Source organism: Paenibacillus lacisoli (assembly GCF_030580655.1).
Classification (GTDB): domain Bacteria; phylum Bacillota; class Bacilli; order Paenibacillales; family Paenibacillaceae; genus Paenibacillus; species Paenibacillus lacisoli.
In genome coordinates this window covers 24684-44243 of sequence record NZ_JAUQTB010000009.1, presented here as the reverse complement: position 1 = coordinate 44243, position 19560 = coordinate 24684, and the positions used below count along the sequence as shown (strand labels likewise).

Here is a 19560-nt window from a genome sequence, read left to right as displayed (position 1 = left end):
TCAGAATGAAGACCATACCACTTAAACGTTTAGTACCGGGACTAATTATCGGACCCGCTTCCTGGCTTGGACCCTATATTGTAACTTCAAGTCTGTTCCTGCCGGCTTTGATTCAACATTTGGATGCCGAAAATAAAATTACGCTTTTAGCCTTGTTTTCATCGGTCGGAATGATCGCAGCTGCTATTTCAAATATGGTCGCAGGGTTCCTGTCTGACCGTACCAGATCTCGTTTTGGTAAACGAACGCCCTGGCTAGTGTCGGGTGCATTTGTTTTTATGCTGGCCATGATATTTGCTAGTATGAGTACAACTATTCCTCTATTGATGGCAAGCTGGATGCTGGGTCAGATTGCTTTGAACTTCATTGTAGCACCTATGATAGCCTGGTTGGATCTGGCTCCTGAGAATGGGAAAGGAACAGCCTCCTCCGCATATGGCGGTTTGGGTATGGCGCTGGGGAACAACGGTTTTACTATTGTAGGAGCTATTTTTTTATCGCAGTTCCGTTTAGGCTTTATCCTTTTTGGTATCGTAACCTTCCTCGGCGCATTAATCGCAGCTGTTATTGTCCGTGAACCATCGAATCTGGATGAGCCATTAGATAAACCATCTTCAACCACGAAAGCAAAGTTCTCCATTAAAGATCTATCTACCATTTTTCCCAAATGGGTAGAAGGCCGTGATTACTATTTGGCTTTAATAGGGAAACTTTTTCAAGGTGTCGGTAACTTTGCGATTACAGGTTATCTCTTGTATATCATGACTGATTTTTTGCACAAAGACACTTCCTCTACACAGCAGACGATACAGTTAATTAACACGATCATGCTGGTATTTGGTATCGCGATGGGCTTTATTGCAGGTCCAATTTCAGATCGCCTAAAATTATTGAAGCTGCCCGTCGGCCTGTCGACCATTTTGTTAGGAATCGGTGTACTAAGCATTTTCTTCCTGCAAAATGATATTGGCCTCATGATCTATGCCTTTATGGCAGGATTGGGAATGGGCATATGGAACTCACTGGATAACCTCTTGAACCTGAAGGTGATTCCGGACAAAAACCGTGTTGGATTTTTCTTGGGATTCTATAACTTAGGGAACACCGTGACCCAAGCCATCGCTCCGGTTATAGCTGCATTTATGATTTCAACGATAGGTTTTTCTTCTATTTTTATGATGTCATTTGCTTTTTCGATCATCGGAGGGATCTTGATTCTTTCTATTAAGTCCGTTTCCAGATAAATTCAGGCTTTGTATACGAAGTGTATACAAAGCCTTTTTCTATTTCACGATTTAAGCATTTCACAGCACCCCATGGTGTTGTTCAGAATTTGTTCAGAGGCATCATTTATACTACAAAAAAAGATTTTATTCGTTATGATTCGACATTATATCTTACGTGTTGGTGAAAAAAGGAAGTGAAATGAGCTGCCTTTCTTGCCGATATACACGGATAAGATCTTTTTTTGTAGAATATTGTCGAATCTAATGAAGTCGGTTCACTTGATATTAAACCAGGGGGTAAAGCAATTGAAAGTTCTTTCACTTAAGTGGGCTGCGGCGCTAGTAGCTCTTCAGACGATGTTCGGGACAGCTGCTTACGCTGCTGCACCTGCCAATTCCATGTTTTCAGATACATCAAAGGTTAGCGGCGACAAGATGGCGGCGATCCAAGAAGCGGTCCGCCAAGGGCTGCTGTCAGGAGATCCACAAGGAACCTTTCGTCCTTCTGCAACATTAACTCGCCAGGAACTCGCCGTACTTTTGACCAGAGCTTTGAAGCTCGAACCCGTTATGAGCTCCTCCTCCTCTTTTAAAGATGTGCATAGTATACAGTTTGCAGCGCCATATATTGAAGCTGCGCAAAAGGCCGGCCTTCTATCCGGAGACGGGCTGGGGAACTTCCGTCCGAATGATCCTGTCACACGTGAAGAACTGGCAGCCGTGTTTGTTCGCGCAGTCGGAGGTACGGATGCAAAAGGCAGCTCAACCATCGTGCCTCAGGATCAATCTTCAATCAGTCAATGGGCGGCCGGATCGGTGAATACTGCACTTCGCCTGGGTTTAATTGATACACCTGACAGCAGGCTTAATCCGAGAGGTGAAGTGAGAAGGGAAGATATTGCTCCTTTCCTGATAGATATTTTTAAGACCCAGGAGCAATCAGCTGTCATTGATGATGTTGATGGAGATATCGTCACAATTAATCATGTTCCTTATCTGGTAGAGGGTGCTTTGAAGGCGTTGATTGGAAACACCAATCAGGAAGCTTTGAAGGGGGCCGTGCTTAAATTCAACTCACGTAACCGTAACGTAGATGGGTTGAAGGAGCTGGAAATCGTTCAAAAGAATGTTGTTATTCATACGGCTGGCCTGCCAGATAACAGCGTGCTTCGAGTTTCGGGCGATGGAGTTCAGGTCAAAGGGGATGTCAATGGCACACTTGACCTCAAAAAGGGAGTTTCGAGCATTCAGGTGAATGGCAGTATAAAGCATCTTACAGTGAGCACCGACAGCCCGCTTTTTATTAAAGGGAATGGTGTAATCCAAAAGCTCGAACTTGCAGACAACGCAAAAATAACATTGAACCCTGAATTTAAAGTTGAAAAGGTACAGGTCCCGAATCATGTAACCGTTTCTCAAGTTATTCAAAATTACAATGAAATTCAAAAACAGATCGGACAAGTACAGGACGCTGATGGAAAGGTCCAGGAGCCATCGGAAGGTACCACGGTTAACAGCGGGACACCGTCTGTCTCCGGAGGAACCGCTCCATCCATTCCCGTACCTAATTATGAGCCGAGTGTCATTACAGAGATTAGTGATATAACACTAAATGCGACAGATTATACCCAAAAGATCAATCTGGCAAATGTCTTCACTGATCGGGATGGAGATCGTTTGACCTTTACGGCATCCTCATCTGATACCCATATTGTTCAAGTCATTACCGGAAATACCAACGGTAAGGAGCTGAGCGTAATCCCGGTAAACAGGGGGAGTGCTGTCATTACGGTAAAAGCAGATGATGGACATGGGCATTCCAAGGAGATCACCTTCTCGGTTACAGTTCAGCCTGTATTGCCTGCTGAGAATCATGTGCCGACGGTGAAGAACGAGCTGCCTGCTGTGAATGCAGAAGTAACGGACGGAGCCCAAAATATAAATCTCTCGAATGTATTCAAGGATGAAGACGGAGATGCTCTGACGTATACAGCGGTCTCGTCGGCAGCAGGCGTAGCGGCAGTATCGGTAAATGGCAGCGAACTCACGCTGACACCCGTGAATGCAGGCACCGCGACCATTACGGTGACGGCGGATGACGGAAAAGGCGGTACGCAGAGCGCTCATTTTACGTTTACTGTAACTTCTCCACCGGCTGTTAACCATGCCCCTGTAGTAATAGACACCATTAAAGATGTTTCTGTAGAAGCGGGTGCTGTGGACAAGACAATAGACCTTAATTCGATCTTTGCAGATGAGGATCAGGACACACTGACATATTCCGCTGCTTCTTCGGACCCTGGCGTTGCCGCGACGGCTGTAACAGGCAATCAGCTCAGCATCTCTCCACTTACAGCCGGAACGGTTACCATTACAGTCACAGCAAATGATGGTCATGGCGGTTCTGTTCCAACGACATTCCAGGTCACCGTAGGGGAAAAGAGAGGACTGTTTATATCGGAACTGGCATGGGGATCAAGTGACAATACGATGCAGATTATTGAGCTTTATCATGCAGGTTCTGAGGTGCTGGATGCATCAAAAATCAGAATCGAACGCAGTGATGGTGGAGATCCCATTCAAATTAGTCCAGACGCTGGCGACTATATTTCCGGAGGCTCTACTTATACGATTGGAGAAACCATGTACTTTGGTGAAGTAGTCCCTACCTACAACACAGATATGGGTTTCTATAATGAAGAGAATCCGAATCCCGTTACACTTTCACTCTACTATGATGGCCAACTAGTCGATACCGCCGTGTTCAAGCCGCATACAACGTTAGCCCGAAACTCGAGTGTCATTCATGGCAGAACCAACTATGAAGAAAGTGAATGGGTGGATGAAGGAGCGGATTATACGGATGGACTTAATTCCTTCAATGAAGCACCGTGACGAATAAACAGAATAGAGGGAAATTTATGAGGTCTAAACCAAATAAGTGGTTGATTGCATTAGCGGTGGCTTCTCTTGCTGCACCCACGACGTTACAGACGCTGGCTTTGGCTGACAGCAGCACAGCGACAGGAACATCGCTGGCCGCTCTACCTTTTAAAGATATTAGTAAAATGGCTCCAGAGCAGAAGTCTAGCATCTTACAAGCCCTCGAGGCCGGACTTCTGAGCGGAGACCCGTCCGGATCCTATCGACCAACTGATCTTTTGACGCGTCAGGAAATGGCTGTTTTGCTAACTCAGGCACTTCGACTCCCGGTTTCGAAAACAGGCCGAAGCAATTTCTCTGATGTAGATCAGCGCAGCTGGTCAAGCCCGTATATCGAGGCCGTCCATCGTGCAGGACTTATGAATGGAGATGGCAGCTCGAAATTTAGACCCAAAGCAGCCGTTACCAGAGAAGAGGCAGCGGTTCTGCTAATGCGGGCCGCCGGGCTTCCGGTTACAGCCGATGCCACCGAGTCTTCCAAACTTACGGATTGGAATCAAGTGAGCCCATGGGCACGGCCTTATGTGAATACGGCTGTACAATCGGGTTCTATGGTAGTAGATCAGGCCCGTTTCAATCCTAAAGCGTTTGTTCAGCGCCAAGATATTGCCCAGTATATGATGTCTACCTTTTTCCCTAAGGATCATTCAGCCCAGCTTCAAAAAATAGAGAAAGGGAAGGCCTGGATTAACGGGGTTGAGTATGAACTATCGGATGCGGTTCAAGGAGTCCTGCAGGCAGCGAATCAGCAGATTCTGAATGGGGCTGACATTCAATTTACAGCCTCCAAGCGAACCATCGAATCGATCACCAAACTCGTTATTCATGCAAGCGGACATGCCCCGACTGCGGAAGCTCCGGAATTTAGCGGAAATCTGGTATTAGACGGTCATGGTTCAACCATTAACGGAGATCTGATTATTGATGGGGATTATATATCTGTTAATAACCTGATAGTCACGGACCGTTTTACAATTACACCAAGCCTTGAAAATGACTTTTACGCGTCGAAGTTGACAGTGCGTGGAAAGTCAAATATTCAGGGCGGTGACCAAAACACTGTGATGTTCATATCATCCAAGCTGGATGATGTTGACGTATCCAAACCTGATGTTCATGTGGTTACCAAAGAAAGTTCAACGATAGGTCAGATGACGCTGACTTCCAATGCCACGATTGAGAATGATTCGACCTCGGCGCTGCCAAAGCTAAATCTTCTTACCGGTGCTCAACAAGTCGAGTTAAAAGGTACAGTTCAGCAGTTGACAGTGAATGCTAACCAGCCTCTGTCTCTAACAGGACAAGCTTCTATTAATACCATGGTGGTGAACAGTTCTTCACCTGTTAGTCTTGGGGTCACGGGAACTGTTACTAACTTACAGGTCAACAACCCGGCGGCTAATATTAATGTGAGTTCCGCCAGCCAGATCACCAATACTTCGTTTGCACCTGGCGTATCCTCTTCAACGGTGACAGGCGGCATGAGCGTCTCGGGGGTAACTGCCGGTTCTACGGGCGGATCATCTGCCCCTGTAGTGGCAGCGAATACGGCTCCGGTATTAACGTCCAAGTATAATGATCAGGCTATAACGGTAGGGGATTCTGATCTCGAAGTTGATTTGCTTGGACATTTTACGGATGCGGAACAATCGGTACTCAAATATACAGCAGTATCATCAAGTTCAGGCATTTGTTCAGTCAGGGTAGAGGGTACAAAGCTCATCATCAAAGCAATTGGCAGAGGGACAGCAACCATTACGATTGCGGCCGATGATCAGGCCGGGAAAAAAGCGGGAACGAACTTCAAGGTCCGTGTGAATGAGTCTCCTGTTTCATCAGGGATTCCTGATCAGTCGAAGCAGCTGGGGAGCGGGGATATCTCCCTGTCTTTAGGAACGATGTTTACAGATTCAGATGGTGATCCACTGACCTATGAGGTTACTGTTGATGATCCTTCGATTGCGACATTCAGTCTGGTGGATGACCAGTTAGTACTTACACCGGCAAGTACAGGCAGTACCCGCTTTCATGTTAAGGCGTCTGACGGCCGAGGCGGCAGCACGAGTCAGATGTTTAAGCTGGAAGTCACGGCCCTACCAAATCAAAACCCTGCTGTGCATCAAAAGCCGGGCAACCCAATGCTAACTTTAGGAGCTGCGGATTATAACTTGGATCTGTCTTCTGTGTTTAGTGATCCGGATAGTGACCCGGTTACCATCACGGCGGTATCCTCCGATTTAACGGTTGCGGAGGTATCCGTCATCGGCAACCAGGCGACAGTTCATGGTGTCTCCCGGGGAACAGCCAATATTCAGCTGAAAGCAGCAGATGGACGCGGGGGAGAGGTAACTACCGATTTTGATGTGACTGTTAATGCACCTCCGGTTTCCCAGGGAGTTCCGGATCAGACCCAAGAGATGAACTCGGGTAATATCCAACTATCCCTGAATCAATTCTTTAACGATCCGGATGGAGATCCTCTGACTTATCGTGTTTCTGGAATGACTGACCCAGCTATCGCGACGGCAGCGTTGGTTGGAGATATGCTTACACTTACTCCGCTCAAGACCGGCAGTACATCGGTATCTATCAAAGCAGAAGACGGCCGTGGAGGAGAAATCGTGGATACTTTCCAAGCGACCATTACGGCTGCCGCTCCACAGAATCAAGCACCGGTAGAAATTCAGCCTGCGGATCAGTCACTGGTTGTTGGTGATCCGGCATTTTCACTTGATCTCGGGCCCGTCTTTACAGACCCTGACGGAGACACGCTGACTTATGAAGCGTCCTCTTCAGATGGATCTGTTGCCTCGGTAGGGATTGTTGGTGCGCAGCTGACAATCCAGGCTTTTAGCGCAGGGACGGCATCGATTCATGTTACAGCTAAAGATGGCCGGGGAGGGGAGGCCTCGACCGCTTTTCAAGTAAATGTAGAGCCGGCAGTTCCGTCTAATCCGTCTACGAATCAGCCGCCTGAGGTTGTCGCGTCTATTTATGAACAGGTGTTGACTGCCGGCGTTACAAATCCAAGAAGCTATGACTTGTCTCAGTTATTCAATGACGCAGACGGAGATGCGCTGACGTTTACTTCTAAGGTTGCATCGGGCAGTATGGTGAATGCTGAGGTTAACGGTTCTACACTGACTCTGACTCCGGGTACGCAGGGAGGAACCACCAAAGTAATGATTACAGCAGATGACGGAAATGGTGGGAAAGTCAGCTATGAGCTTCAAGTAACCAATGCACCGCTTGCGGCGAACGGATTTGTTCAAATACGAACCAAGCAGGGAGTCAAAGATCCGATAACTTACGAAATGTTATCCTTGTTCCCTGGTGAGACCTCATTTAAGGTGTATTCCGGCACGCCGGATTCTACCTTTACGGGGCCAAGCATTCTCAACGGGACGGTCTGGAACTGGAACGGTGATCTTTCTCAATATTATTGGGTTATCGGAGCGAATGGAACCGCTGCTGTATTCCAGGTGACGTCAATCCCTCAAGGGCAGGAAGAATTATATTTCTCACAGTATGTATCATTGGATAAGACTCGTAATGCACTTCAAATGTACTTTAATCCCGTAGGTGATACTTCCCAGCCGATAACAAATGCAGGCTATTCACTTGAAATTCATCAGTACAATTTATCTACCAACACTCCAAAGGTGTGGTCTCAGCCTATTAATACGTTCTGGAAAGGAATGCCCGTGATCTATATCGATTCAACGTTTTATGACTTTTTCGATATCACGAATGCGACGTATTATAATGATGAAATGCCGTTGATGCAAACCAACACCAACGTTACAACCGGTTTTGTTCTGAAGAAAAATGGTCTAACCATTGATGTACTGGGCGATCCTGATGGCAAAACCCAATTTATGCCGAATGGAGGCACCATTATACGGAAGTCGGGGATCCGGTCCGGTTCTTCTTCCTACAGCCTCTCAGGTGAGTGGAATTCCTTCCCGGCAGGAACACTTCAGTATATCAGCCAACATAATCCATAGATTGTTTGCTTGAAAAAGTGAAAAAGCTTCACACATAAACAGACGCCGGTACGTTACCGGCGTCTGTTTTTTGTGATGGCGCTGGGAGGTACACAGAGCCGCTTTTAAATCATCCTTGAAAATGACACTTGCGTCGTTTATAATAACGACACAAGTGTCATTTTACATGAAGAGGTGAAGAAGTGATGTCCCCCAAAGTCAATGAAGAGTACAAAGAACAAAAAAAACGTGAGATTCTCAACACGGCAATAGCCGTTTTTACCCGCAAAGGTTATACGGACACCACCATGAAGGATATTGTAGAAGAGAGCGGCATGAGCCGCGGTGCGGTGTATTCCTACTTCTCCAGCACGGAGGAAATGATGGTTGCCATCCTTGGCTTGCTGGACACGGAGAATCAGGAGCAGCTGCAGACTGCAGTAAATGCCGACAGCCAGGCAGGTGTCTGGGATAGGATCGAGAACTTTATTCAGGAAGGCATACAGGATATTGATAATCAGAAGCGCGGGCTGACTCCTGCTCTGTATGAGTTTTTTCTCAACCTGTACCGGCAGGGCAAAAGTTACAGCCTGGTGGCCGGCCGGTATGACGCTGCATTGGAAATGTTCGCAGGATTGTTCCAGAGAGGGGTCGATGCGGGCGAATTCAAACCATTGGTTCCTGTTTGGGTTATTGCAGCCATGATGATCACTATGATGGATGGCCTGGTTCTCGACAGCTGCATGCTTGGTACGGAGAAGATCATGCTGGAGGAGCAGATGTCGGCTTCCCTGCATGCGGTACGACATTTATTGGGGGTTGATCAGGGATGAGTACGTTATTCAGGAATGCTAATTTTGTCAGACTGTTTATCGCTTCATTCGCCTCACAGCTTGGCACGACGGTAGGTAATATGGCGTTTGCCTTTTACCTGCTGGATCATTTCGCCAAACAACCTTATTACGCAACCTTAGCTGAGCTCATGTACTCACTGCCTACATTGCTTGTTTTCTTCATCGTTGGAGTGGTTGCCGACCGCTTCAACCGGCAGCGGATTGCCGAATACAGCGACTGGATTCGTGTCATCCTCTCTGTGCTGTTTCTTGTAACCATCCTTAACGGCTGGCTGCCAGCCGCTTTCCTGGTGTTGTTTCTGAGGAGTGCGGTGTCCAAGTTCTTTGCTCCTGCTGAAATGGCGATCCTGCAAGGAATCATATCGAAGGAGCAGTATGATCAGGCGGCAGGGTTGAACCAGATGGTATTTGGTGTGTTTATGCTGTTCGGCATGGCATTGGGAGCGGTGGCCTACCATACGGTAGGGATTCAAGGAGCAATTATTGTAGATGGTGTGAGCTATCTCGTGTCTGGGATTATGATCCGTCTCTGTAAGGTGGAGCCGCAGGTCAACCTGCCCAACGGTCCGTCAAGCTGGAAGGACTTGAATATGAAGCTGGTACTGCGTGATTTTGCCAAAGGATATGGATATATCCGCAGTAACCACCTGCTGTTCACACTGATCATCGGCTTCTTTTTGTTCGGTTTTATTAACGGAGGCTTTGCAGTTCTACCTATGTTTACGATGAAATATAAACTGGCACCAGAACATTTTGAACAGTTCTCTTCCTATTTCTCCATTTCCCTCGGCCTGGGATTTCTGTTCGGCAGTGTACTCGGGACCGTGTTGGTGAAGAAGGTGGCTAAACATCACATCATCATTGGCGGTATCCTGCTCACGGCACTGCTGACGATGAGTCTGGCTGTGGCAGAAAAAGCCTGGATCTATCTGGTGATTATCGGCATTGCAGGCTGTGTGCTGGCACCGCTTAATATTGCAATCGGCGGATGGATGCCGGAACTTGTGGAACCCGACAAGATGGGCCGTGTAAGCGCCTGGATTGACCCGGTCATGATGCTCGCCCAATCCGCAGCGCTGGGACTGATCGCGATTCTATATCCTTATGTGGTTTCTCTCGAGATGGCGTATCTCCTTCTGGGGGCGGTCATGCTGCTGGCTTATATGTGGTTCCAATGGCAGATGCCGCGATTGGTTAACCGGCCTCTGGCCGAACGTCCGCTCCAGGACGCGGAATCTGCCCCCTCATCCCATTGACGATAGCCGCCCGCAAGCAGCCTGAAAATCACTATTGGGATTTGGGTGAATTGCTGATATTATGAAAGGTATACAAATTTTCAGCAACCTAGAGAGCATTTACAGAAAGAGAGTGGTGACCTACCATGCAGGGAGAAACATTAACCCGGGGGTTAAAAAACAGGCATGTACAGCTGATGGCCATCGGGGGCGCAATCGGAACAGGCTTGTTCCTGGGCGCAGGCAAATCCATTCATCTTGCAGGACCGTCGATCCTGATCGCTTACATTATTACGGGCATCGTGCTGTTCCTGATAATGAGAGCCCTGGGCGAGCTGCTGCTCAGCAATCTGGAGTATCATTCGTTTGTGGATTTTGTACGCGATTATATGGGCAACATGGCTGCCTTTATTACCGGGTGGACGTACTGGTTCTGCTGGATTTCTATTGCGATGGCGGATCTGACAGCCGTCGGGCTGTATACCCAGTACTGGTTTCCACAGGTCCCGCAGTGGATGCCAGGGCTGATTGCCCTTGTCATTCTGCTGCTGATGAACCTCGCTACGGTTAAGTTGTTCGGCGAGATGGAATTCTGGTTTGCGCTGATCAAAGTGTTGGCGATTCTCGCCCTGATCCTCGTTGGCCTGTTCATGATCATTAAGGGCTTCTCAACGACCAAGGGACCTTCGAGCTTCACCAATCTGTGGACCCATGGCGGGATGTTCCCGAATGGATGGCATGGCTTTCTCCTGTCCTTCCAAATGGTGGTCTTTGCCTTCGTAGGTATCGAGCTGGTCGGACTGACGGCAGGCGAAACAAAAGATCCCCAGAAGGTGATTCCGAAGGCGATCAACAACATTCCGATCCGGATTCTGATCTTCTATGTAGGGGCGCTGCTGATCATCATCAGCATTTACCCGTGGAATGGAATTGTGCCTAGTGAAAGTCCGTTCGTACAGGTATTCACCGCAGTTGGCATTACGGCTGCCGCCGGTATCGTGAATTTTGTAGTGCTGACATCGGCGGCATCGGCCTGCAACAGTGCGATCTTCAGTACAAGCCGGATGGTGTTCTCCATGGCGAAGGACCGCAATGCACCGGAATCGCTGGGCAGGCTGAACGGCAGAAGAGTACCCTCGAATGCCCTGCTCTTCTCGGTGGTGGTTATTCTGATTGCGATCATCCTGAACATGGTCATGCCGGAGGGGGTATTTACCCTGATTACAAGTGTATCGACGGTATGCTTCATTTTTGTATGGGGGATTACCATCATCAGTCATCTGAAATATCGCCGTACCCGGCCGGAGCTGGCTCGCCGCAATACGTTCAAGCTTCCGTTGTATCCATTGTCTAACTATGTTGTGCTGGCCTTCCTCGCGTTTGTACTGGTCATTCTCGCATTGGCAGAAGATACACGGGTGGCGCTGTTCGTGACGCCAGTGTGGTTTGTTTTATTGGTAGGAGTGTATTTTTTCCTCAACAAAAGCGGACATGAGCGTGCCAAGTAACTGAATCGGATGCCAAATTAAACCGTCCATGGAAATGGGCGGTTATTTTGAATTATTTTAAATTTGACAGGCTGGGCGGTTAGGTGTAATTTAATTTGTTGGTGGTTTCAGTTTATGATCGGCAAAAGGGAGTGGGAGATATAGAGACACCAAGGGAAACGCAGCACATGCACAAATTATCTGCCTGCTGGGTCTATTTATCCAAAATGAGCGGCAACACCCGAAGTCCCCTGCAGGTGAATATCAAGGATACGCTGACAGGATCCATCGGGGCGGCTGCAGCTATTTTTATGCTGATCTTCCTGACCAACCGGAGCGCTTCCAACTGGTTTATGGCGCCGTTCGGCGGAAGCTGCGTACTGGCCTTTGCATTCTGGAACGCGCCTTTCTCACAGCCGCGTAACATTATCGGGGGACACTGCATTTCGGCATTCATCGGTCTGGCCGCATTTCATTTATTTGGTAAAGAGCCATGGTCGATTGCGGCAGCCGTTGGGCTGGCGATTGCAGCGATGATGCTGACCAAAACAACGCACCCGCCTGCCGGGGCTAACCCGATTGTTATTATGCTTGGCCATTATTCAATGGGGTATTTGTTCTCACCGGTACTGATCGGCTCTGTCATCATTGTTATATTGGCTTTGGTGATTAATAACCTGAGACAGAACCGGAAGTATCCGACATTCTGGTTCTGAGCATGTCATGTCAAAAGATGCCTTAAAGTTATTCATGAATAACTTTAAGGCATCTTTTGGTTTTTTCCGTCTGCACGGTCTATTCGGCTAACGATTCGGACGCTGATGATACCACTCGTTAGCCTCCCGCAGTACCTCCGTTCCGCCAGCTCTCATAAATTCTTGAACGAAGTCGTCAAAGGCTTCTACAGGCCGGTCTCCTGTTATAAAAGATATATAGGCCTGGTTCCTCAGTCTGATCAGCTCAGGTCCGTTTTTGACCAGAGAGGGAGTCGCTACTTCAAGCGCATTATAAATGCCGTCCCGATCAAGCCCGAGGGTTGCAGCCCACTGCTCTCTTCGCCCAGCAGGCATCAAGGGCACCGTCATACCCAGGCCGGCGCCAATCCGGTTTTGATAACTGAACATGTGGTTGTACGGAGGGAGCACGACCACATCCTTTTTAGACGGTTCTGCCCAAACCCAATGTTTCCCTTGTATTCCGTAGTTCATAGAGGTGTATTGATCCGGATCCGGATTAGCGCTGACATCATCTAGGATCCGGAGAAGGGTCTCCAGTTTTCCGGGCTCTTGGGCAGCTTCCGCCCCGATGGCGGTGAAACTCATCAGCATGTCATAGGCCTTGGAGCCTCTTTGACCATAAGGTCCTGTAAAAGGTTGGCCGAATACGATTCGTCCCTGAGGATATCTGGCGGTCAGCTCCTTGGCATTAAAAGAGGCCTCGACCGGCGTTTCGTGGACTCTCATAGCTTGATCGGGTGTCCATGTTAGATAATCGCCGCTCTGAATCCAGTGATAATAATTGCCCATGGAGGTCATACCGATCCTTCCGTTAATAAAGGCATGGGACAAGTGCTTATAGCCGCCCTTGTTCTCGCCCGTAATGAATTCCGGGTCAATGACACCGTCTTTGTACCATTTGTGGAGGTAGAACAGCGCTTCCTTCATCTGGGGTTCCAGTGCGCCAATGGCAAGATTCCGGTCCTTCACCCCAAAGTAGAGCTGATCGGCGAATACAATCTGCCCGAATGCGCCGAACACCACGTTCATTCCTTCCATAGATAATCCATAAGTATCTTTAATGCCGTTGCCGTCCGGGTCGTCGTTACGAAAGGCATAGATCATCTTCTCGAATTCGGAAATCGTCTGAGGAACGGAGAGACCCAATCGATTCAGCCAGTCTTTCCGGTAAACCACAGGGATGCGGTAAATATTCGTAGGGTTAATGACAGGGATACCGTAATACTTGCCGCCGATCATTCCGGCATCCTGCAGAGCGGGAGCGTGTTCTCGAATGGCTCTCATGATATGCGGGGCGTACTTGTCCAGCATTTCCCGCGGAATCTCAGCCAGCAGCCCCTGCTGCTGATATTTCAACAGGTCCTGCGGCTGCCTGATTCGGAACAGGTCTGGAACAGCACCCTGGGCCAGCTTCATATCCAGAAGCTTCTCATACTGACTGTTCTCCAGATTCCAGACATCAAGATCCACATGGAATTGATCCTCCAGATCCTGAATCATCTCTGCATTCGCAGGTACAGGCAGGTTTTGATGCATCGTCCAGGAAATCGAATATCGCGGAGCTGCAGAAGCAGGGGCTGCATGAGGGAGCTTTGCTTCCGCAGACAGGCTGCCGGAAGGCATACCACGGTCACAGCTGCTGAGCACAGCTGCCAATATCGCTGTAACCAGGATGATTGAGAAAAGCCTGGCGCGCTGCAAAACGTGGAACAGCTTAATTAGGATTGTATCCATATCAGAACCTTCCTTACCTTAAATTCCAATTCACGCAGCAGGGCGAAATGCTACCCGTGTTTCAACGAATTGCGCATGTAGTGGCCTGGGGTACAGCCATACCTGTCTTTAAATCGTTTGATAAAGTACGCAGGCGTCCCGTATCCGACCATACCGGCGATTTGTTCGATTGTCATGGTGTTGTTCTCGATCAGCATCCGGGCCCGTTCCATCCTCCGGCTGGTGACATAATCGGTATAGGTGACTCCCAGTTCCTCCTTGAAGAGCCTGCTTAAATATTTGGAGCTGATAAACACCTTGGAAGACACCATCTCCAGCGACAGGTCCTCAGGCAAATGATTCTCGATATACTGTTTAGCCGACTCGATCGCGGAGAGGGCCCTGTCACTATTCCGTTTCTCAGCCTGGTTCATGAATGTCGCGATAGAGTCCGCCAGCCAGTCACGGAACATGTGAACATGGGAAATAGCGAGATATTGATGGTAGAGATCCAGATTAGCTCCGGCAGGATGCTGATAGCGGATACTTTTCAGATAATCAGAGTACACGAATACGGTATTAGCGAGAACAAAATGACAGTAGTCAGCAGGATAGGGGCCTTCTCTCAGCGTGGTGATAAGCTGATCGACGACCATCAGGGTCTCCAGAGGATGGCGGGCAGACAATTGTTCCCTGAATTTTGACAGTATCGTTGGCGGGATCTCCTCCGCATTATTTTCCCGCTCGAGTAAAGAACGGTCCTTGAGTACCGTCTGTTCCGGCAGAAAATAAGCATATTTAAGCAGGGTGCGGGCTTCATGACAGCTCAGATGAATATCTGACATCTCCTTCACCCAGCATCCCCACGACAGCGGGCAGCCCGCATGCGGCAGCTCGCCATCTCCAAGCAAGAAATCGGAAAGACGCTCCAGCTGTGCGTCCGCTGCTTCATACGTACCTAGAATAATGGCCAGCCGGTGATCCGGAAGCTCCTCGACCATGATCCGGCTGTCCGGACAACAGACAGACTGCAGGCGACTAGTAAGCTGTTGGATATTCTGCCCGTGATCCGAAGGGAGGGCGGCATGGCGAGCTGTCATATCCAGAAGGAGGCAGCAGTAATAGGTATGCTCCTGGGAAATTCCAAGGACCCGCAGCTCTTCAGCCAGTTCCTCCCGGGTGTAGCCGCCCTGCAGCATATTCAGCATGACGTGGCGTTTCATCATAGAGCTGCTGGACTGCAAGTTCTCCTCCATACTGCTCAGCTTGTCACTCAGACTAATAAAAGCTGTGTCAATGATCCTATATTCATTCGTCATAGGATCTGGTGAATGTCCGGTCAGATCCCGGATTTTGTGAACCAGACGCCGGATCGGGCTGTAACTCACTTTAGCCAGAATTCCCGACATACCAATGCCCAGCAGCAGGGCAAACAGGCATACACCAAGGATCACTCTCTGCAGAACGATTGATTCTTCATAGAGAAGATCTGCAGGGACGATACTGCAAATCATCCAGCCGGTAGTCGGGAGCAGCCGGTAAGAGACGACGGAAGAGCCCGAATCGGCGTTTTCTTCAAAGCTGCCTGACTCTGCTCTAAGACTCCATATTTTCGTAATATTGGAACTGTAGTCGACCTGCAGAGCCGTCCCTCCTGATTGAACTGAAGAACCTTTGATGATCCCAGCTGAACGGTCAAATAAAAAGGTGCTCTCAGACTGGAATGGCATCATATTCTGAATAATGCCGGTGATAGCACTCTCCCTGACATCAACCGCAATGATCAGGTCGTTATTTTTACCGTGGGATGGAAAAGGATAACTGTGCGCATACGTGACCAAGGCTTGACTGCTGCCACCCGGCGCAGCAGAGAAAACATCATCGGCAACCTGGCGGGAGCCTGTCCATAAGCTGGCGTGCGGAACACCGCGTATTTTTTCTATCCAGTCGGCAAAAAACGGATTGTGATCCCCATGAACAGCTTGGGTTAACAGCCCATAACGTGAAGACAGCATCACATTCTGATCCGGATTATAGATATGCACCGCCTGTACGATATCCGAGCTGCCTGCTGCCTCAGACTTGATCGCCTCCTGGAGGTTAAGCAGACTGACGGGATTCGCATTGAGGGCAGCATCGGCAAACAGACGAAGATCCGAATTGTGGCTCACGGCCAGTCCCCAGTCGATCTGCTGGACTCTCTGCAGCACCCTCGTTTCAATGGTTTGGGCGGTGTTCTCCAGGATAAGCTGATTTTTGCTCTGCAGTTCTTTTTTATATTGATGTGCGAAATAGGTAGAAAAGATGGAACAAAGGATGAGAACCAGAACAAGCACGAGGGCTACATAAGAAATAGCCAGGCTGGCGAACGCGGAATTCCATTTTTTCAAAGTACACTCTCCTCCCGCCGCGATTATACACCATACTATGACATCCTAAGTTGCGGTTTATGTTAATAGAATATTAAATTGCAAAAAACCGGTCGAATTCATCCGAAATTGATAGAAAGGAGAAATTGTTGCATTGAGAAATAGCGAGGCTGTCTGCTACATTGAGACCGATTCGAATCAAAATTAAAATTAAAACGATAGGGGCAGACACGCTTGAAAACAAAAACCAACCAAAAATTGTTATCCGCTGTATTGGGTGTGGCAGTACTATCCAGTACCGTTCCCTTCAGTCCAGCAACAGCTGCTTCAACCAGTTACATGGGAGAACTGCCGGCAGCACCGGCATGGGGACACTTTGTAGACAACTACAAAAATAATACGCCCGTGAATAAGGCCGTCTATTCCAATCCAGCAATCGGAATCCTGTCCGGATATCTGGAACTGTGGGAACCCGGATCCTCCTGGGATAACGGTACGATACGTAACAGCAGTGTGCTGGATGCGAATATTCAGTATGTGGCCGACATTGCAGCCAGCCGTACCCCGGAAGAAGCAGACAGGGCCTATTACGATGACCGGAGAAATCAGACCTATGGGGCAGTCGATGGCCTCGGTTCATTATCTGAAGTCTATCGGGCCAAATCAGGTACCTACACTACCATTAACAGCATCCCGGAGGATGCCAAGACGGTAAAGTACAACGACGGCAACGGTGATAATAAAGGAGGCGACTCCAATTCCGAGCTGGGCAAGATGGTGGATCTGATCGGAACGGTGCGGGGGAACTATGCCTCAACAACACAGGCCAAAAATTTTTACAATTATAAACGGCCGTTCCGCTGGCGGGATACGTCCATCATTGTTCCTGCTCTCGTTCCGGCGATCAGCATGACACCGGCTACGGACGGAGGCTTCCCGAGCGGTCATACCAACGCTTCATATCTCGCGGCGCTGTCACTGGCCTATGCGGTACCCGAGCGGTTCCAGGAGCTGTTGACCCGGGCTTCGGAAATGGGGAACAGCCGGATTGTAGCCGGCATGCATTCACCACTCGATGTCATTGGCGGGCGCACCATGGCAACAGCCCTGGCGGCAGCTGCACTGGCTGACCCGGATAATGCGGCGCTTAAGCAGGCGGCGTATGACCAGGCTCATGATATTCTGCTCAAGCAGGAGGGTACAGCGGAAGACCGCTTCCGTGATTATAATAAAAATAAGGCGCAGTACACCCAGCGGTTGACCTACGGATTTACTCAGATTAATTCCACATCCCAGCCTGTAGTGGTCCCGAAAGGGGCTGAGGTGCTGCTGGAGACCCGTCTGCCTTATCTGAGCGGTGATCAGCGCCGTATGGTGCTCGCGACGACCGGGCTTCCTTCGGGTTATCCTGTGCTGGACGATCCGGAAGGATGGGGACGCCTGAATCTATTCGCAGCTGCAGATGGATATGGTGCTTTCAGCAGCGACGTGACCGTGAATATGGATGCCGCAAAAGGCGGGTTCCATGCATCCGACCACTGGCGGAACCATATCTCGGGTCCCGGCAGGCTGACGAAGGAAGGAACCGGCACCTTGCAGCTGATGGGCAGCAACACGTATTCGGGCGGTACTCAAATTAATGGGGGCATACTAGAGGCAGATAACGCAGCGGCCTTTGGCAGCGGTGAGGTCGTTAATACCCATGGTACAGTCATGGAGAAGGTCACCGGGAAAATGACCGTGAACGGAGATTTCACCCAGACTGCAGAAGGTGCGCTGGAGCTTAACCTGGCGGGTGCCAATGACGTGCTTGATGTCAAAGGGACCGTGAACATTGATGGCAAGCTTCATGTGAAATTCGAAGATAGCTATAAGCCGGGCAGCGGCGTTGTTACTCTTATGACTTACGGCAGCAACCAACGGAACGGGAAGTTTTCCTCTGTCCAGGTTGAAGGGCTGCCGAGCAAATACAGTGCCGAAATAAGCTATCAAAATAATCAGATTATACTGTCAGTTACCGATACGACGATTCCAAGCAATCCGAATCCGGGCGGCACGAGCCCAGGCGGGACGAACCCGGGGAGCTCCAATCCGGGAGGTTCAACCGGCTCTAACGGCTCGGCTGGAAGCGGCGGGACGACTCCTGCAGCTACGGCACCACAGCCGGCAGCACCTGTCCCGACAGTGCCTTCTGTACCATCAGTACCTTCTGTACCGACGGTCAAGGTGAATCCGTTTCAATCCAGTGCTGTCAGTCAGGACGCGGTCCTGAAGGCTGTGAAGGATGCTGCGGCCGCTGCGAATCATATGAACAAAACATTCAGCGATACAGCCGGTCATTGGGGAGGCAGCACGATTCAGACGGCGATGAAGCTGCGTATTGTTGATGGATATGCGGATGGGGCATTCCGTCCGAATGCATCTGTAACCCGGGCAGAATATGCTGCCATGATCTCCCGTGCCTTTGGACTGGCGTCAAGTCCGGCTTCCGGGACGTTCAAGGATGTACGCTCCAATTGGGCTGCGGGTTATATCGGTGCTTTGGCGGAAAAGGGAATCATAGGCGGTTATGCGGACGGAAGCTTTAAGCCGGATGCGGCCATTACCCGTGCCGAGATGGTAGCGATCATCGGACGTGTACTGAATCTTAATATACTCTCTTCCAATGTACAGCCACGCTTCACAGATGTGGGCAGCGGTTACTGGGCTGCGGATATCATCAGGCAGGCGGCATCGGCCAAGCTAATCGCAGGGACATCTGCCTCTGCATTCAGTCCGAAGGGCATGGCTACGCGGGCTGAAGCCGTAACGGTTATTATCCGGGCTCTGGAGAGCGACAGCTCTATCAAAGAGTTGATTCAAGGTTTGTAAAAGCTGGACAGATGATATAAAGAAAAGGCTTTGCCCTCGGGGGCAAAGCCTTTTTTGTTGCTGCTACTGCCGCGTTGTGAAAGGAGTCTATCGGAGCTGTGAGATTTGAGCGAAGAGACAATATGATTTGTCCCTTTCG

General features: G+C 49.4%; 10 protein-coding genes. 8 read left to right on the top strand and 2 right to left on the bottom strand.

The features are described 5' to 3' along the window. Positions 1-5 precede the first annotated feature (5 nt). From Q5741_RS14960 to Q5741_RS14930, 7 genes are all read left to right on the top strand, one after another. Positions 6-1244: an MFS transporter gene (locus tag Q5741_RS14960; protein WP_305024913.1), complete on the top strand. Its 1239-nt coding sequence runs from the start codon at positions 6-8 to the stop codon at positions 1242-1244. 288 nt (positions 1245-1532) lie between these two features. Beyond that, positions 1533-4121, top strand: coding sequence for an S-layer homology domain-containing protein (locus tag Q5741_RS14955; protein ID WP_305024912.1), 2589 nt, complete (start codon positions 1533-1535; stop codon positions 4119-4121). A gap of 26 nt (positions 4122-4147) precedes the next feature. After that, on the top strand, positions 4148-8176 hold the full coding sequence (locus tag Q5741_RS14950; protein ID WP_305024911.1) for an S-layer homology domain-containing protein: 4029 nt from the start codon (positions 4148-4150) through the stop codon (positions 8174-8176). A 185-nt stretch (positions 8177-8361) separates the two neighbouring features. Then, positions 8362-8988 carry a TetR family transcriptional regulator gene (locus Q5741_RS14945; RefSeq protein WP_305025020.1) on the top strand — a complete coding sequence of 209 codons (627 nt, stop codon included), beginning with the start codon at positions 8362-8364 and terminating at the stop codon, positions 8986-8988. Then, positions 8985-10265, top strand: a complete 1281-nt coding sequence (locus Q5741_RS14940; protein WP_305024910.1) for an MFS transporter — start codon at positions 8985-8987, stop codon at positions 10263-10265. The genes Q5741_RS14945 and Q5741_RS14940 overlap by 4 nt, the downstream gene beginning before the upstream one ends. A 125-nt stretch (positions 10266-10390) precedes the next feature. Beyond that, positions 10391-11752 (top strand): amino acid permease, encoded by a 1362-nt coding sequence (locus Q5741_RS14935; RefSeq protein WP_305024909.1) that lies wholly within the window; start codon positions 10391-10393, stop codon positions 11750-11752. A gap of 167 nt (positions 11753-11919) precedes the next feature. Further along, complete coding sequence (locus Q5741_RS14930; RefSeq protein WP_305024908.1) at positions 11920-12447, top strand: HPP family protein; 528 nt, start codon at positions 11920-11922, stop codon at positions 12445-12447. Positions 12448-12534: 87 nt separating this feature from the next. Here the strand turns inward: Q5741_RS14930 and Q5741_RS14925 are convergent, their stop codons facing one another. Together Q5741_RS14925 and Q5741_RS14920 are read right to left on the bottom strand one after the other, a co-directional pair. Then, positions 12535-14202, bottom strand: a complete 1668-nt coding sequence (locus Q5741_RS14925; RefSeq protein ID WP_305024907.1) for an extracellular solute-binding protein — start codon at positions 14200-14202, stop codon at positions 12535-12537. 50 nt (positions 14203-14252) lie between these two features. Continuing rightward, positions 14253-16571: an AraC family transcriptional regulator gene (locus tag Q5741_RS14920; RefSeq protein WP_305024906.1), complete on the bottom strand. Its 2319-nt coding sequence runs from the start codon at positions 16569-16571 to the stop codon at positions 14253-14255. 213 nt (positions 16572-16784) lie between these two features. Here Q5741_RS14920 and Q5741_RS14915 point away from each other — a divergent pair, with 213 nt between their 5' ends. Next, positions 16785-19421: an S-layer homology domain-containing protein gene (locus Q5741_RS14915; protein ID WP_305024905.1), complete on the top strand. Its 2637-nt coding sequence runs from the start codon at positions 16785-16787 to the stop codon at positions 19419-19421. The last annotated feature ends 139 nt before the right edge of the window (positions 19422-19560 follow it).

Coding starts and splice junctions, on each gene's coding strand:
- Q5741_RS14945 (WP_305025020.1), top strand. CDS start 8,362: ATGTCCCCCAAAGTCAATGAAGAGTACAAAGAACAAAAAAAACGTGAG.
- Q5741_RS14960 (WP_305024913.1), top strand. CDS start 6: ATGAAGACCATACCACTTAAACGTTTAGTACCGGGACTAATTATCGGA.
- Q5741_RS14930 (WP_305024908.1), top strand. CDS start 11,920: ATGCACAAATTATCTGCCTGCTGGGTCTATTTATCCAAAATGAGCGGC.
- Q5741_RS14940 (WP_305024910.1), top strand. CDS start 8,985: ATGAGTACGTTATTCAGGAATGCTAATTTTGTCAGACTGTTTATCGCT.
- Q5741_RS14935 (WP_305024909.1), top strand. CDS start 10,391: ATGCAGGGAGAAACATTAACCCGGGGGTTAAAAAACAGGCATGTACAG.
- Q5741_RS14950 (WP_305024911.1), top strand. CDS start 4,148: ATGAGGTCTAAACCAAATAAGTGGTTGATTGCATTAGCGGTGGCTTCT.
- Q5741_RS14925 (WP_305024907.1), bottom strand. CDS start 14,202: ATGGATACAATCCTAATTAAGCTGTTCCACGTTTTGCAGCGCGCCAGG.